The 12,953-nt window shown below is 72.9% G+C and carries 14 protein-coding genes; 6 read left to right on the forward strand and 8 right to left on the reverse strand.

What is annotated here, in order from left to right; translation table 11 throughout:
- The first annotated feature begins 126 nt into the window (after positions 1–126).
- Positions 127–1,683: a phytoene desaturase family protein gene (locus ACWEOE_RS11330; RefSeq protein WP_452007134.1), complete on the forward strand. Its 1,557-nt coding sequence runs from the start codon at positions 127–129 to the stop codon at positions 1,681–1,683.
- A gap of 4 nt (positions 1,684–1,687) precedes the next feature.
- Positions 1,688–2,782, forward strand: a complete 1,095-nt coding sequence (locus ACWEOE_RS11335) for an NAD(P)/FAD-dependent oxidoreductase (protein WP_452007136.1) — start codon at positions 1,688–1,690, stop codon at positions 2,780–2,782.
- Here ACWEOE_RS11335 and yaaA read toward each other — a convergent pair.
- The gene (gene yaaA / locus ACWEOE_RS11340; protein ID WP_452007138.1) at positions 2,769–3,515 is read right to left on the reverse strand and encodes a peroxide stress protein YaaA; all 747 of its coding nucleotides are present in this window, start codon (positions 3,513–3,515) and stop codon (positions 2,769–2,771) included. The genes ACWEOE_RS11335 and yaaA overlap by 14 nt on opposite strands.
- A 54-nt stretch (positions 3,516–3,569) precedes the next feature.
- Between yaaA and ACWEOE_RS11345 the strand changes: the two genes are divergently transcribed.
- The gene (locus tag ACWEOE_RS11345) at positions 3,570–4,532 is read left to right on the forward strand and encodes a GNAT family N-acetyltransferase (protein WP_452007140.1); all 963 of its coding nucleotides are present in this window, start codon (positions 3,570–3,572) and stop codon (positions 4,530–4,532) included.
- A 143-nt stretch (positions 4,533–4,675) separates the two neighbouring features.
- Here the strand turns inward: ACWEOE_RS11345 and ACWEOE_RS11350 are convergent, their stop codons facing one another.
- Complete coding sequence (locus ACWEOE_RS11350; protein WP_452007142.1) at positions 4,676–5,569, reverse strand: 2-hydroxyacid dehydrogenase; 894 nt, start codon at positions 5,567–5,569, stop codon at positions 4,676–4,678.
- A 10-nt stretch (positions 5,570–5,579) separates the two neighbouring features.
- The gene (locus ACWEOE_RS11355) at positions 5,580–5,936 is read right to left on the reverse strand and encodes a VOC family protein (RefSeq protein WP_452007144.1); all 357 of its coding nucleotides are present in this window, start codon (positions 5,934–5,936) and stop codon (positions 5,580–5,582) included.
- 137 nt (positions 5,937–6,073) lie between these two features.
- Between ACWEOE_RS11355 and ACWEOE_RS11360 the strand changes: the two genes are divergently transcribed.
- Together ACWEOE_RS11360 and ACWEOE_RS11365 are read left to right on the forward strand one after the other, a co-directional pair.
- The gene (locus ACWEOE_RS11360; protein ID WP_452007146.1) at positions 6,074–7,822 is read left to right on the forward strand and encodes a proline--tRNA ligase; all 1,749 of its coding nucleotides are present in this window, start codon (positions 6,074–6,076) and stop codon (positions 7,820–7,822) included.
- Positions 7,823–7,834: 12 nt separating this feature from the next.
- The gene (locus ACWEOE_RS11365) at positions 7,835–8,773 is read left to right on the forward strand and encodes a hypothetical protein (RefSeq protein ID WP_452007148.1); all 939 of its coding nucleotides are present in this window, start codon (positions 7,835–7,837) and stop codon (positions 8,771–8,773) included.
- A 28-nt stretch (positions 8,774–8,801) separates the two neighbouring features.
- On the opposite strand, the gene ACWEOE_RS11370 is transcribed toward ACWEOE_RS11365, so the two are convergent.
- From ACWEOE_RS11370 to ACWEOE_RS11380, 3 genes are all read right to left on the reverse strand, one after another.
- Positions 8,802–9,020 carry a hypothetical protein gene (locus ACWEOE_RS11370; protein WP_452007150.1) on the reverse strand — a complete coding sequence of 73 codons (219 nt, stop codon included), beginning with the start codon at positions 9,018–9,020 and terminating at the stop codon, positions 8,802–8,804.
- Positions 9,017–9,547, reverse strand: coding sequence for a hypothetical protein (locus ACWEOE_RS11375; RefSeq protein WP_452007152.1), 531 nt, complete (start codon positions 9,545–9,547; stop codon positions 9,017–9,019). Before ACWEOE_RS11375 ends, ACWEOE_RS11370 begins: the two co-directional genes overlap by 4 nt.
- A gap of 319 nt (positions 9,548–9,866) precedes the next feature.
- Complete coding sequence (locus ACWEOE_RS11380) at positions 9,867–10,565, reverse strand: HAD family hydrolase (protein WP_452007154.1); 699 nt, start codon at positions 10,563–10,565, stop codon at positions 9,867–9,869.
- 82 nt (positions 10,566–10,647) lie between these two features.
- On the opposite strand from ACWEOE_RS11380, the gene ACWEOE_RS11385 reads away from it, so the two are divergent.
- Positions 10,648–11,682 (forward strand): ABC transporter permease, encoded by a 1,035-nt coding sequence (locus tag ACWEOE_RS11385; RefSeq protein ID WP_452007156.1) that lies wholly within the window; start codon positions 10,648–10,650, stop codon positions 11,680–11,682.
- 185 nt (positions 11,683–11,867) lie between these two features.
- Here ACWEOE_RS11385 and ACWEOE_RS11390 read toward each other — a convergent pair whose 3' ends face one another.
- Positions 11,868–12,278: a YjbQ family protein gene (locus ACWEOE_RS11390; RefSeq protein WP_452007157.1), complete on the reverse strand. Its 411-nt coding sequence runs from the start codon at positions 12,276–12,278 to the stop codon at positions 11,868–11,870.
- Positions 12,279–12,298: 20 nt separating this feature from the next.
- Positions 12,299–12,943, reverse strand: a complete 645-nt coding sequence (locus ACWEOE_RS11395; protein WP_452007159.1) for a response regulator transcription factor — start codon at positions 12,941–12,943, stop codon at positions 12,299–12,301.
- Positions 12,944–12,953 lie beyond the last annotated feature (10 nt).

A 12,953-nucleotide genomic window follows, 5' to 3' on the forward strand; every position in this document is an offset into this window, starting at 1 on the left:
GCCCGGACAATCGCCATGACGCACCTCCTGACTCCCGTCGGCCGGCACCCCGGCCGGTTCGCGTCGCAGCATGCCCGGGCACGCGGGGGTCGCGCAACCGAATTACCGGGCCCTAGCCTCGGCGGCATGGAACACGACGTGGTGATCGTCGGCGGCGGCCACAACGGCCTGGTCGCGGCGGCCTACCTGGCGCGCGCCGGGTGCTCGGTGCTGGTGCTGGAGCGGCGGGGCGAGATCGGGGGAGCGGCGGTGTCGTTCCGCGCGTTCGACGGCGTCGACGTGCGCCTGTCGCGCTACTCCTACCTGGTCAGCCTGCTGCCGCGGAAGATCGTGGCCGACCTCGGCCTGAACGTCGAGCTGCGGCGGCGCCGGATGTCGTCCTACACGCCGTCCGGGGACACGGGTCTCCTTGTCGACACGGGTGACGACACGCGCACCGCGGAGTCCTTCCGCGCCGTCACCGGGTCCACAAAGGACTTCGCCGCATGGGGTGAGTTCTACGCGCGGGCGAGCCGGGTGGCCGCGGCGACGTTCGACACGCTCACCGAACCGCTGCCCTGCCGCGAAAGCCTCAAAGCCCGCCTCGGCGACGACGCGGCGTGGGACACGGTGTTCGAACGGCCCATCGCCGACACGCTCACCACGCTGTTCGACGACGACACCGTGCGCGGCGTGGTGCTCACCGACGCGCTCATCGGGACCTTCGCCGGCGCCGGCGACGAGGACCTGCGCCAGAACCGCTGCCTGCTCTACCACCTGATCGGCAACGGCACGGGCGACTGGGACGTGCCCGTCGGCGGGATGGGCGCGGTCACCGGCGCGCTGGCCGACGCCGCCCGGGCGGCTGGCGCCACGCTCGTGACCGGCGCCGAGGTGCTCTCGGTGGCCCCGGACGGCGAGGTCCGCTACACCCTCGACGGCGCCGAGCGGGTGGCTGCCGGTGGTCACGTGCTGGCCAACGTCGCGCCCGAGACGCTCGCGCGGCTGCTCGGCTCCGGCGCCGGTTCGGGTCCGCGCCCGGAAGGCGCGCAGCTCAAGGTCAACATGGTCCTCTCGCGCCTGCCCCGCCTGCGGGAGGCGGCCGTGGACCCGCGCGACGCGTTCGGCGGCACCTTCCACGTCAACGAGACGTACTCGCAGCTCGAGACCGCGTACGCCGAAGCCGCCGCGGGCCGGATCCCCACCGTGGCGCCGTGCGAGATCTACTGCCATTCGCTCACCGACCCGTCGATCCTCGGCCCGGCCGAGCGCGCGGCCGGCGTGCAGACGCTCACCTTGTTCGGCCTGCACATGCCGGCGCGGTTGTTCGAGGCCGACAATGACCGCGCGCGGGCCGAAGCGCTGCGCGCCACGATCGCGTCGCTCGACAGCGTGCTCGCCGAGCCGATCGAGAGCTGCCTGCTGCGTGACGCGGCCGGGAACCCGTGCGTGGAGGCGAAGACGCCGCTGGACCTGGAAGCCGAGCTCGGGCTGCCGCGCGGGCACATCTTCCACCGCGATCTTTCGTGGCCGTACGCGCAAGATCCGGCCGACGTCGGGAAGTGGGGTGTCGAGACCGCGCACGAGCGCGTGCTGCTCTGCGGTGCCGGGGCCGTGCGCGGGGGTGGCGTGAGCGGGATTCCCGGCCACAACGCGGCGATGGCGGTGCTCGCTCGACGGCGCGGCGAACAGCGGGCAGGGTGAAGACATGCGCGTGATCGTGATCGGCGGCGGGATCGCCGGGGCCGCCACGGCCTACCACCTCGTGACCAGCGGAGCCGACGTCGTGGTGGTGGACGCCGGGCTGCCCGGCGTCGCGACCGAGGCCGGCGCGGGGATCGTGAGCCCCTGGACTTCGCGCTGGGACAGCGCGATCTACCCGCTCGCGGCCGCGGCCGGTGCGTACTACCCGCAGCTGGCCGCGGCGTTGCGTGAGCAGGGCCAGGATTCGTCGTACGAGGTCGTGGGCGGCATGGTCGTCTCGGCTTCCCCGGACGAACTGGCCGAAGCGCACGCGCGGCTCGTCGAGCGGGTTGCGACGGCGCCCGAGGCGGGGGAGGTGCGGCGGCTGGACCCGGCGCAGGCCTGCGAGCTGTTCCCGCCGCTGGCGCCCGAACTGTCCGCCGTGCACCTGTCCGGCGCGGGGCGCGTCGACGGTCGCGTGATGCGGGCCGCGCTGGTGGCCGCGGCGGAGCAGCGAGGCGCGCGGTTCGTGGCGGCGCAGGCGTCGCTGCTGCCCGGTTCGCGCGTGCGCGCGGGCGACGAGGAGCTCACGGGCGACGCCGTGGTGCTGGCCGCGGGCGCGTGGTCGGCGGCGCTGGCCGAACCCCTCGGCGTCGACGTGCCGGTGGCACCGCAGCGGGGCCAGATCAGCCACTTCGACGTGCCGGACACCGACACGTCCGCGTGGCCCGTGGTGCTGCCGCGCTCCAGCCACTACCTGCTGTCGTTCGCGGGCGGACGGGTCGTCGCGGGCGCGACGCGCGAGACGGACTCCGGGTTCGACTACCGCGTGACGGCCGCCGGGCAGCGCGAGGTGCTGGACCAGGCGCTGACCGTTGCGCCGGGGCTCGCCGCCGCGACGCTCGCCGAGACCCGCGTGGGCTTCCGGCCCGCGACGCCGGACACGTTGCCGTTGCTGGGGCAGGCCGCGCCGGGGCTGTTCCTGGCCACGGGTTTCGGGCCCGCGGGGCTCACGCTGGCGCCGTACGCGGGCAAGCTCATCGCCGCCCTGGTGCTCGGGGAGGACCTGCCGGCGGATCTGCTGACGGCGTGCTCGCCCTCGCGGTTCAGTCGTCCGTGAGCAATTCGAGCGCGTGGTCGCCGGTGCGCTCCACGGTGAGGCCCGCCTTGGTGATCACCTTCACCAGCTCGTCCACAGTGGACGGTTCGGCGCGGGTGGTCGCGAGCACGGCGGCCAGCCGGCCCTTGTAAGCCTTGTTGAAGTGGCTCACGGTGGTGCGGTTGCCCCGCGCGTCCTCCGTGACCACCTTCACCGTCACCGCGCCGGGGCGCAGCTTCGCGAACGCCGAGTACGTGCCCGAGCGCAGGTCGACCACGAGGCCTTCGATGTCCTGCAGCACCGGTTCGAGCACGGGCTTCCACAGGCTGCGCACCGTGCCGAGCGCGGGCACGCTGTTGCCGCCCGACAGGCGGTACGCGGGGATCGGGTCGGTGGCCGAGACCACGCCGAACAGCGACGACGTGACGGCCAGGCGGCGGTGCGCTTTTTCGAGGCCGGCGCGGGTGAAGCCGCTGATGTCGAGGGCGTCGTAGAGCACACCGGTGTAGCGGCGCAGCGCGGGCAGCGTCGGTGAGGTCCACAGGCTTGCGTTGCGCGCGACCTCGTGGCTCTGGCGCTCGGAGATGCCGAGCGCGGCCAGGCTCGCGGGGACGTCGCGGGCGAGCTCGACGAGCGCGTCGGCGAGCTTGGCCCGCACGGGGTTGAGCTCGGGGAAGGACAGCGCGTCGAGGTCGAGCGGCGCGCCCTTGCCGCCGTCGGCCTTCGTCTCGGAAGGGGGGAGGAGCACCAGCACACGTCGAGGGTAATCGGGGTGCGCCGCCGGTCACCGCGCGCCTACGCTGACCGCATGCAGCTCACCTGGCGCCCGCTCACCCTCGGCGACGCCGAGCCGCTCGCGGCCGTGTTCGCGGCCGCGGAGGAGGTGGACCGCACCGGCGAGCACTACACCGCCGCCGACCTGCGCGAGGAAATGCAGGGTCCCGACCTCGACCTCACGCTCGCCAGCACCGGCGGCTGGGCCGGCGACCGCCTGGTGAGCTACGCCGCCATCCGCCGCCGCGACGCCGCCGACCCGGTGCACATGCCCCGCGTCGAGGCCACGACGCACCCCGGCTTCCGCACCCCCGAGGTCGCCGCGCACCTCACCGCGTGGTTCCTCGACGCCGGCAAACTCGTGCATTCACGGGCGTTTCCCGACGCGCCGCTGGAGCTCCACGCGGGCGCCCACGAAAACGAGCACTGGTACCTCGACGCCCTGACCCGCGCGGGCTTCCGGCGCGCCCGCTCGTTCGTGGAAATGCGCGCGGACCTGGGCTCGCTGCCACCCGCGCGGCCACTGCCGCCCGAGTTTGCGCTGGTCGCCTTCGACCTCCGTTACGACGACCTCACGCGCATCGCCCGCAACGCGGCTTTCGCCGGCCACTGGGGCAGCGCCGAGCTGTCACCCGAAGCCTGGCGCCACGGCATCACCGGCGCCAAGGACTTCCGCGGCGACCTGTCGTTCCTGCTGCTGTCCCCGGCCCACGACGAGGTCGTCGCCTTCGTCCTGGGCGCCTTCCACCCGGCGGACTTCGCGGGCACCGGCGTGCGCGAGCTGTACGTCGACTACGTGGGCACCCTGGCTCGGCTGCGGGGCCGCGGGGTGGCGACGGCCCTGCTGGGGCACACGCTGGCGCACGCCCGGGATGCCGGGTTCGAGCGGTCGGCGTTGTCGGTGGACACGGACAACGCGCACAGTGCGGTGGGAATCTACGAGCGTTGTGGGTACGAGGTCGCGGACACGTACTACGGCTACGTGCTGGCGATCTAGTTCGCTGCGATTAGTGAACCGCCACGGCGGCCGCGTTCGGCTGGGCGGGCGGGCGCCGTACAGAGGCCGGTGCGCGGTGGGAATCGGCGTTCGCGGCGGTGAGGAGGTCGCGCCGGCCCGGGGTTCGGCTACGTGCCGGCGATCTAGGTCACCACGTTCACCAGCTCTTCCCCTGCGACGAACCGCCGCAGTTGGTCCGCCACCAGCCGCTTCGCGCGCGGGTAGAACGAAGCCGAGCCGCCGGCGACGTGGGGCGTGATCACGACGCCCGGGACCCTCCACAGTGGATGGTCGGCCGGCAGGGGTTCCGGGTCGACGACGTCGAGGGCGGCGCGCAGCCGGCCGGCGGACGTTTCCGACAGCAGGGCGGAAGTGTCGATCGCCGAGCCGCGGCCGACGTTGACCACCAGCGCGTGGTCGGGCAGCAGGGCGAGTTCACCCGCGCCCAGCAGGCCCTTCGTGCCCTCGGTCTCGGGCAGCACGAGCACCACGATGTCGGCATCCGGCAGCAGCTCGGGCAGCTCGGTGATCGCGTGCACACCGGCACGCGCGCGGCTCGCCACCCGCGTGACCACGGCCTCGGCCGCCAGCAGCTGGCGCTCGATCGCCTGGCCGATGGAGCCGTACCCGACGAGCAGCACCCGGCTGTCGGCGAGGGAGCGCGTGTGCTCGCGCGCCCACGAGCCGGTGGCCTGCTGCGCGAACCACCGCGGCAGGTCGCGCTGCGCGGCGTGGATCAGCGCCAGCGCGTGCTCGGCCACGCTGAGGTCGTGCAGACCGCGGCCGTTGGCCAGCACCACACCCTCGGGCACCAGCGGCACCAGCGACTCCACCCCGGCCGACAGCGCCTGCACCGCACGCAGCGCGGGCAGCTTCCCGATCAGCTCCGCAGGCTCGCGCCCCGCGTCGTAGGGCAGCACGTAGAACTCCACGCCCGCCAGGTCCTCGCCCGGCATGGTCACTCCGTCGTAGTACGCGGCGGCCAGGCCTTCGGGCACCTCGATGTCGGTCCAGGGCAGGAGTACGCGTGCGCTCATGCCCCCGAACCTAGTGCGCCCCCGCCTGCGCGACGCAGAAGACGTTGCCCTCCGGATCGGCCAGCACGGTCCACTCGATGCCCGGCTGTGCGTGCCGCTCCTGCTCCGACGCGCCGAGCCCGACCAGCCGCCGGACCTCCGCCTCGCGGTCGGGCGCCGAGAAGTCGACGTGCACGCGGTTCTTCCCCGTGCGCGGCTCGGGGACCTGCTGGAACGCCAGTGCGGGCCCGCCGCCGCCCGGGCGCGCGAGCATCACGAAAGGTCCGTAGTCCGCTTCGACCGCGACGCCGAGCGCCTGCGTCCAGAAGTCCGCCAGGAGCTGGGGGTCCGCGCAGTCGATGGTGATCATGCCCAGTTCGAGTGCCATGGCCGGGACGCTAACGCGGGGCACCGACAAAACCGCGGTCACGCGATAACCGGGTGGAGTGGCCGGACGCGGGTTGACTACCCTGTGTCGGTCAAACCCGCTCAGCGTCTTCAGTCTCTCAGTGCAGGGAGTCCGCAGTGATCACCAGGATGTCGTCGTTGTTCCTCCGCACCTTGCGCGAGGATCCGGCGGACGCCGAGGTACCCAGCCACCGGCTGCTGGTGCGCGCCGGCTACGTCCGCCGGGTCGCCCCGGGTGGTTACTCGTGGCTGCCGCTGGGCCTGCGGGTGCTGCGCCGCGTCGAGCAGGTCGTGCGCGAAGAGATGAACGCCATCGGCGCGCAGGAGATCCAGTTCCCCGCGCTGCTGCCGCGCGAGCCCTACGAGGCCACCGGCCGCTGGACGGAGTACGGCGACAGCCTCTTCCGCCTCAAGGACCGCAAGGGCGCCGACTACCTGCTCGGCCCCACGCACGAGGAGCTGTTCGCGCTCACCGTGAAGGGTGAGTACAGCTCGTACAAGGACTACCCGGTCACGCTGTACCAGATCCAGACCAAGTATCGCGACGAAGCGCGCCCCCGCGCGGGCATTCTGCGCGGCCGCGAGTTCGTGATGAAGGACTCCTACTCCTTCGACCTCGACGACGAGGGCCTCGAGCGCTCCTACCAGGCCCACCGCGCGGCCTACACGAAGCTCTTCGACCGCCTCGGCCTTGAGTACGTGGTCGTGGCCGCGACGTCGGGCGCCATGGGCGGCTCGGCGTCGGAGGAGTTCCTCGCCGTCGCCGAGACGGGTGAGGACACCTACGTGCGCAGCACGGAGTCCGGCTATGCCGCGAACGTCGAGGCCGTGGTCACGCCCGCGCCGGCCGAGCGCCCGATCGAGGGCCTGCCCGCCGCGCAGGTGCACGCCACACCCGACACGCCGACCATCGAGTCGCTCGTGGCGTTCTTCAACGCCGCCGGCCTCGGCCGCGAGTTCACCGCGGCCGACACGCTCAAGAACGTGATGCTGAAGATCCGCCAGCCGGGCGCCAAGGAGTGGGAGCTGCTGGGCGTCGGCGTGCCGGGCGACCGCGAGGTCGACATGAAGCGCCTCGAAGCGTCGCTCGAGCCCGCCGAGGTCGAGCTGCTGGAGGAAGCGGACTTCAGGAAGAACCCGTTCCTCGTCAAGGGCTACATCGGCCCGAAGGCGCTCAAGGACAACGGCGTGCGCTACCTCGTCGACCCGCGCGTGGTCACCGGCACCGCGTGGCTGACCGGCGCCGACCAGGACGGCCACCACGTGCTGGACCTCGTCGCGGGCCGCGACTTCACGCCCGACGGCACGATCGAGGCCGCCGAGGTCCGCGAGGGCGACGCGTCGCCCGACGGCCACGGCACCCTCGTCGCCGCGCGCGGCATCGAGATCGGCCACATCTTCCAGCTGGGCCGCAAGTACACCAACGCGTTCGAGGTCGACGCCCTCGGCCCCGACTCGAAGCCGATCCGCATCACGATGGGTTCCTACGGCGTGGGCGTCTCGCGCCTGGTCGCCGTGCTCGCCGAGCAGAACCACGACACGTCCGGCCTGGTGTGGCCGCGTGAGGTGGCGCCCTACGACGTGCACGTGGTCGTGGCCGGCAAGGACGAGACCATCGCGGCCGGTGCCGAGAAGCTCGTCGCCGAGCTCGACGCCGCCGGCGTCGACGTGCTGTTCGACGACCGCAAGGCCACCCCGGGCGTGAAGTTCGCCGACGCGGAGCTGGTGGGTGTGCCCACGATCCTCGTGGTCGGGCGCGGCCTGGCCAACGGCGTGGTCGAGGTCAAGGACCGCCGCACCGGCGAGCGCGAGGAGATCCCGGTCGAGTCCGTGGTCGCCCACCTGGTCAAGCTCGTCCGCTCCTGACCACGCACGCCCGTGGGGCTCTTCGGCCGCGGTAAGGGTGGCAACGGCAACGGCGGCTACGAGGACAACGCCGCCCTCACCGGCGTCGGCGGGTACGAACCCGCCGACGCATCCTGGCCCGGTGTGACGCCCGGGTATGCCGAGGAGTCCGGCATCGCGCCGCGTGCCGAGCCGAAGCGCATCCGGCCGGCGGGCCGGCCACCCACGCGGCTGAAAGGCCGGCCGTCGCGGGCGCTGTGGATCCTCGTGGCCTTGATGGCGGTCGGCGTGGGGGTGACGAACTTCTTCGGCGCCGGCCGCCACCACCCGGCGAGCCCCACCACCACACCGGGTCGCGGGCCGCTGACGTACCAGCCGGAGCCGCGGGTCGTCGTGCCCGCGGTGGTCACGGGCTGGTCGTCCGTGGCTTCGCGTGACGGCGGCCTCGCCTACGACGTCCCGCCCCCGTGGACCCCCGAACCCGGGGTCGTCCACGGCTGGGACGCCGGCGCGACCTCACCCGGGATCGAGCTGACCACCAGCGCTTCCGTCGGCCGCGGCTACTGCGGCAGCGACAGCCGCCACGGCGGGTCCGGCCTCACCACCGAAGACCTCGGCGACGCCGAAGCTGCCGCGCGCAAAGCCGTCGGCGACCTCGTCGGCAGTGCCTACGCCCCGGACGCGAAGGTCGCGTACGCGCCGGCGCAGGCCGCGACCGTGAAGCTCGAGACCACGACCCGGCCGGCGAAGGTGGTGCTGGCCGACGTGACACAGGACGGCGCCGACGACTGCCTCCAGGAGCACGTCACGGTCGGCGCGATCGCGCTGGCCGGAACCACGCAGTCCGTGGTGCTGGTCGCCTACTCCGACGACACCACGAGCCGCGCCGATCTGCTCCGCCTGCTGGAGAGCTATCGCGCGGTGCCCGCCGCCGACCGGTCCACGACCACCCCGCCGCCCACCACGCGCTGACGCCGCAAGGCCAGCTTCGCGAAGTCCTTCAGCCCCGCGCCCTGCAGGTACGCGCGTCCGAGCGCCGGCCAGATGTGCGGCGGATCGGCTTCGTCGCGGTAGGCCAGGGACAGCGGTTCGCGCCGGGGCTGGAACTTCGCGCCACCGGGTCGCCGAGCGCGATCGCGACGCCGGCGTGGCTCTGGTGGGCGAGGTAGGAGGCGCCGTCGGAAGCGACGAAGTACGTGTTCTGCGGCCACGTGGTCATCCACGACATCGTGCCGCCTCCGTTGCGCCCCAGCAGAAGCCGCGCGTGGCTGCCGTCCGGTCCGCCGTGTGCCGGTTTGCGGCGCCGCCGGCGCGAGGGCGACCGGAACGCCCAGCCGCGATCAGCAGCACCAGCTCGACCGTCCACAAGAGATTGTCCACGAAGGACAGCGAAAGCCTGTGTTCGATCACGCAGAGCAGCAGGATTTCCGGCGCTGACAGGGAAACCGCGTCGAACGGGCCGAACGGACCGTCACCGGGAACGAGCCACATCACCACTTCCGCGAGCGCGAGCAGCAGCAGTCCCGCACACGCGAGCAGCCACCATTCACGCACGGTCGGCCGCACCGGTTCGGCCACCGGGGCCCGGCCCGCGAGCCGGTGCCCGAGCGGCAACGCCCGGGCCAGCGCGAAGAAGTGCACGAGATCGGCGAGCGTGCCGACGTACACGATCGCGACGCCCGCGTACACGCACAGCCCGGCCCGCAACCGCAGCCGCCACGGCGTGCGCAGGGTCGCGCCGGCCACGGCGAGCCACGAGCGAGCCGCCGGAGAAGCCGACGTCGAGCGTCGTCGCGATGTGCGCGGCCCACGTCCAGCCGGAATGACGGCACAGCTGCAGGAACTGGATTGCCGCGACGACCGAGACCAGTTGCCCGCCGACGGTGACCGCGATCGTGCGGCGGGTGCCGAGCTGCCATTCCTCGAATCCGGTCAGCGGCGCGGAAGTGCCGGCCATCGGCAGGCCGCCTGCCGGTGCGTGCCGCTCGGGGCGGTGGTGACGTGGTAGTCCGTCGCCTTTGGAGGCGGGAACTGTGTGGGGGGACCGAAAACCGGGGCAAACCGCTCAGCCGAGCACGGCCTTGCGCACCGAGGCCAGGTCGGCGAGATCGGGGAGCACGGTGTGGGCGCCCGCGGCCGCGAGCTCCTCGGCGGTGTAGTGCCCGGTGGCCACGGCGACCGCGACGGCACCGTTGTCGAGCGCGGCCAGCACGTCGTTGGGGGTATCGCCGATCACGACGACGTCGCCGGGCGCGAACGCGGTGCCGTGTTTGGCCGCCGCCGCGGCCACGGCGTGGGGGACGAGGTCGGGCCGGTGCGCCGAGAGCGAGCCGTAGCCGCCGATCTCCAGCTCCAGGTGCTCGTCGAGGCCGAACGCCGCGAGCTTGTGCACCGAGATCTCCGGCAGGTTGCCGGTGACGAGCGTCTGCACGGCACCGTGGTCGGCCATGGCCGCCAGCGCCGCCGCGGCACCGTCGAGCGCGCGGCCGGCTTCGTGCAGGGTGGGGCGGTCGCGGTCGGCCACGGCGATGAGCTCGCTCCACAGGCGCCGGATGTTCTCGTCGGTCGGTTCGATGCCGTGCGTGGCGAGGACGTCGGCGGAGATCGCGCGCTCGGTGCGCCCACGGTAGTCGGGGTGGGTGCGCAGCTCGGTACCCATGGCCGTGAGCGCCGTGGCGTACCAGTCGCTGCCGACACCCGTGAGGTCGACGAGCGTGTGGTCGATGTCCCAGAGCACCAGCCGGTGCGCGTGCGTGTTCGTCACGGCCGTGAGGGTACCGGCGGAGTTATTCAACGTCTGTTGACTTTCCAAGGGGTGCGACCTACCTTGGGGCGTAATTCAACAGATGAAGAATTATTGGGAGGCCGCCATGCCGGCTGCTGCTCGGCGCCCCGCAGGGGTGCTCGCCCTGGTCGCGGTGCTGGTGGGGGCGCTCGCCGCCGTGGTGCTGGGGTTCTTGACGTTCGGGGCGCAGGCCACGGTGGCGCCCGACCACGTGCCTGTCGCGGTTTCGGCGCCCGCGCCGCTGCAGGGCCTGGCCCGCCAGGTCGCCACACACGGCGGCACGCAGCTCTCCTGGCGCGTCGCTTCGCCGGCGCAAGCGCGGAACCTGCTGGCGGACAAGGAAGTCTACGGCGTGCTGGAGCTGCGGCCGGGCCCCGCCGCCACGGTGCTGCTCTCGGGCGCGGTGAGCCCGGCGGGCACGCAGGTGGCGCAACAGGTCCTCGCCGGCGCCGCCCAGGCGCTGCCCGGCGCGCCGCGGCTGGAGATGCTGCACCCGGCGAGCGTTGCGGGCCGCGTGGTGCCCCTGGCCGCCGGTGCGCTCGCGTGGCTCGGCGCGCTGGTGGCCGGCGCCGTGCTGGTGCTGCTCGGCGCGGGCCGTCAGGTCGGTGTGCCGGTGCGGCTCGCCCAGGTGCTCGGCAGCGGTCTGCTGGTGACGGGCGCCCTCGTGGGCTTCGCCGCGCTGTGGGACTCAACGCTGCCGCTGGGCTGGGACGTGGTGGGTTTCCTGTTCCTCACGGTCACCGCGTTCGCCGCTGTGCAGGCCGGACTGTTGCGGTTGCTGGGGTTGCGCGCCCTCGCGGTGCTGGCGCCGCTGTACCTCCTGGCGCCCGCGGTGGCCGGGCAGGTGCCCGAGCTGCTCAACCCGGTCTACCGCGCGCTGCTGTGGTCGTGGACGCCGTTCCGCTTCTCGACCGAAGGTCTGCGCAGCCTGATGCAGGGCACACCCGGCGCACCCGACGTGACCACCGGCGTGTGGGTCCTGACCGGCATGCTCGTGGTCGGCCTGGTCCTGGCACTGTGGCCACGCCGTTCACGACCGTCGGAGCCCCCGCTGCGGCCCGTTGAGCGTACGGCCGAGGTTCCCATGGCCGGCTGAGTCGGCTACCCGCCCACGCCGCGAGATCGCGCCGGCGTCTCGATCAGGCGGTGCGATCGGCCCCGGCCGATCCGACCGCCTGATCGAGACGCCGGCTCAAAGGCGATCTCGCCCGCCCTGCCGAAGGCAGGGCAGACAACCCAGCGATCTCGCCCGCCCTGCCGAAGGCGGGGCAGACAACACAGTCAGCTACAAACAAAACTGAAGCGGACCTTGCGCACCGGGTTGTCGACATTGGTGTCGACCAGGCAGACGGACTGCCAGGTCCCCAGCGCGAGCACCCCGCCCAGCACGGGCACCGTCGCGTACGGCGGCACCAGCGCCGGCAGCACGTGGTCACGGCCGTGGCCCGGGCTGCCGTGGCGGTGCCGCCAGCGGCTGTCGCGGGGGAGCAGCTCCTCGAGGGCCGCGAGCAGGTCGTCGTCGCTGCCCGCGCCGGTCTCGAGGATTGCCAGGCCCGCGGTGGCGTGCGGGACCCACACGTGCAGCAGGCCGTCGGTGGCGTCGGCGTCGCGCAGGAACTTCTCGGCCTCGTGGGTGAGATCGTGCACCACGGGCGTGTCACCTGTGTGCACTTCAAGTTCGGTGGAATACATAGTGGCCAGCGTAGGCGGGCTCAGACGCCCAGGTAGCGCAACACCGCCAGCACCCGCCGGTTGTGGCCTTCCGAAGGTGGCAGGCCGAGTTTGGCGAAGATGCTCGTCACGTACTTCTCCACCGAACCCGCCGACAGGAACAAATCCCCCGCGATGGCGGAGTTCGAGCGGCCCTGGGCCATGAGGTCGAGGACCTCGCGTTCGCGGGTGGTGAGTTCCGCGAGCGGTCCCGACCGGTCGGTGGCGGCGAAGAGCTGGCGCACCACCTCGGGGTCGAGCACCGTCTCGCCGGCCGCGACGCGGCGCAGGGCGTCGAGGAAGTCGGAGACCTCGGCGACGCGGTCCTTGAGCAGGTAGCCGACCGCGCCCGCCTGGTCGGCGAGCAGTTGTTTCGCGTAGTTCGTCTCCACGTACTGCGAGAACAGCAGGATCGCGCACCCCGCCTGCTCTTCGCGCAGCGCGATCGCGGCGCGCAGGCCCTCGTCGGTGTGCGAGGGCGGCATGCGGATGTCCACCACGGACACGTCCGGCCGGTGCGCGCGCACGGCCGCCCGCAGCTCGTCGGCGTCCTTCACCGCCGCGACGACGTCGTGGCCCCGCAGCCCCAGCAGCTCGACCAGGCCCTGGCGCAGGATGGTCGAGTCCTCGGCGATCACGATCCGCATGCCGGCGAGC

Source organism: Amycolatopsis sp. NPDC004368 (assembly GCF_053602515.1).

What these genes read in the sequence shown, in the direction of transcription:
- ACWEOE_RS11330 (WP_452007134.1), top strand. Translation starts at nt 127, where the DNA reads ATGGAACACGACGTGGTGATCGTCGGCGGCGGCCACAACGGCCTGGTC.
- ACWEOE_RS11335 (WP_452007136.1), top strand. Translation starts at nt 1,688, where the DNA reads ATGCGCGTGATCGTGATCGGCGGCGGGATCGCCGGGGCCGCCACGGCC.
- ACWEOE_RS11345 (WP_452007140.1), top strand. Translation starts at nt 3,570, where the DNA reads ATGCAGCTCACCTGGCGCCCGCTCACCCTCGGCGACGCCGAGCCGCTC.
- ACWEOE_RS11350 (WP_452007142.1), bottom strand. Translation starts at nt 5,569, where the DNA reads ATGAGCGCACGCGTACTCCTGCCCTGGACCGACATCGAGGTGCCCGAA.
- ACWEOE_RS11355 (WP_452007144.1), bottom strand. Translation starts at nt 5,936, where the DNA reads ATGGCACTCGAACTGGGCATGATCACCATCGACTGCGCGGACCCCCAG.
- ACWEOE_RS11370 (WP_452007150.1), bottom strand. Translation starts at nt 9,020, where the DNA reads ATGACCACGTGGCCGCAGAACACGTACTTCGTCGCTTCCGACGGCGCC.
- ACWEOE_RS11385 (WP_452007156.1), top strand. Translation starts at nt 10,648, where the DNA reads ATGAAGAATTATTGGGAGGCCGCCATGCCGGCTGCTGCTCGGCGCCCC.
- ACWEOE_RS11390 (WP_452007157.1), bottom strand. Translation starts at nt 12,278, where the DNA reads ATGTATTCCACCGAACTTGAAGTGCACACAGGTGACACGCCCGTGGTG.
- ACWEOE_RS11395 (WP_452007159.1), bottom strand. Translation starts at nt 12,943, where the DNA reads ATGCGGATCGTGATCGCCGAGGACTCGACCATCCTGCGCCAGGGCCTG.